Origin of the sequence: Gilliamella sp. B2824 (assembly GCF_026536245.1) — a bacterium.
In the GTDB taxonomy this organism is placed as follows: domain Bacteria; phylum Pseudomonadota; class Gammaproteobacteria; order Enterobacterales; family Orbaceae; genus Gilliamella.
This window is the reverse complement of record NZ_JAFNON010000033.1, coordinates 1-1,214: the sequence shown is the minus strand read 5'-3', so window position 1 is coordinate 1,214 and position 1,214 is coordinate 1. Positions and strand designations below refer to the sequence as shown.

General features: G+C 33.3%; 2 protein-coding genes. Both read right to left on the bottom strand.

Annotated features, from left to right (window positions below):
• Window positions 1-102 precede the first annotated feature (102 nt).
• Window positions 103-720: a zincin-like metallopeptidase domain-containing protein gene (locus J3U56_RS11970; protein WP_267367943.1), complete on the bottom strand. Its 618-nt coding sequence runs from the start codon at window positions 718-720 to the stop codon at window positions 103-105.
• A gap of 3 nt (window positions 721-723) precedes the next feature.
• A complete protein-coding gene (locus J3U56_RS11965; RefSeq protein WP_267367941.1) occupies window positions 724-1,008 on the bottom strand; it encodes a hypothetical protein in 285 nt (94 codons plus the stop codon).
• Between the last annotated feature and the right edge of the window lie 206 nt (window positions 1,009-1,214).

Below are 1,214 nucleotides of genomic sequence, written 5' to 3'. Positions count from 1 at the left end.
CACCAAATTTGCTTAGAAACTCTTTTAAATAACATAAATTATTGGTTTTATTACTATTAACATTTGTTAATTCACAAAGTTTTATCGCTGAAGTTTCGGCGACTAATTCATCTTTTTTGAAAAATTGATTGCTTGTTCAGGGGTTGTGGGTATTCGACCTAATTCACGACTGGTTGAGTGTCCGATTTCATGGAAGATATCATTATAGTATGCTTCGGCAGTCTCATACTGCGATTTATCGGGCATATGGATAGTATGTGATTTAGCATTATAACGAGGATTTGACGGGCTGTTATGTAACACCTTAACCCCCTGACTTGCTATAAATTGCTCGATTTTTAAATTTTCCTGCCACTGTTTTTCCGGCTTAATTGCTGGTGGAAGTTTATCAAAGGATGCTTTATCCAGCTGCTCTACATTATAAAATTTAATATTTTCATGATACTCATTATCTTTATATAAATTACTTTCAAAAAAACTCTCTTTTTCGTCCAGTTTAATCTGTAAATTATGAGTTTGTATTTCATCCTCAGTTAACCAACGAGTCTCTGAAAATCCTTTTTTATGTCCTCTTTCATATAACCGCTCTGCTTGATATATTTCTTGAGTATAAGGGTTCTTAGGATAGTTTGCATTGGTTTGTGTAAAGTTCGAAATCCCTTGATTATTATCAGTTTGCTGTATCTGCTCGAAAAGTTGATTAATATTATCTACTTTCATTATTTACATCTCTATAAGCCAAATTTCTTCTAAATCTTCTTTTGTATAATCTCTGACAAAATTTAAGGCTACGATTTTTTCATAATAGTTATTGATTTTAATCCAATCTTCATCATAAAAAGCTAAACTATCTTTATATTTTTCATAAATGTAAGATGTTAATTCATTGAGTTCTTGTAGATATTTATCATACTGTTCTTGAGTAATTAAGTTAAACTTCAATGCATATCTAAACTCAGCTTTTGTCAATTTTTCAATACTGTAAACTCGTTCTTTTTGGTCTCGCATACTGCACTCCTTAGGTAGTTTTGGTGATATTAACGGCTGAATTATAAACAAATTTTTAAGGTCGTCCAAGCGGAAAGGCTCGCTATGCGTTCCTTTCCACCTGCACTAAAGGATAAAATTGGGTGGGTTGTCAATAGGTCACTGCGTCAAATGCCCGCTCGTTCACTGCGTGGCTACGACCTGTGCTTTGCGATTGACAATAGCAA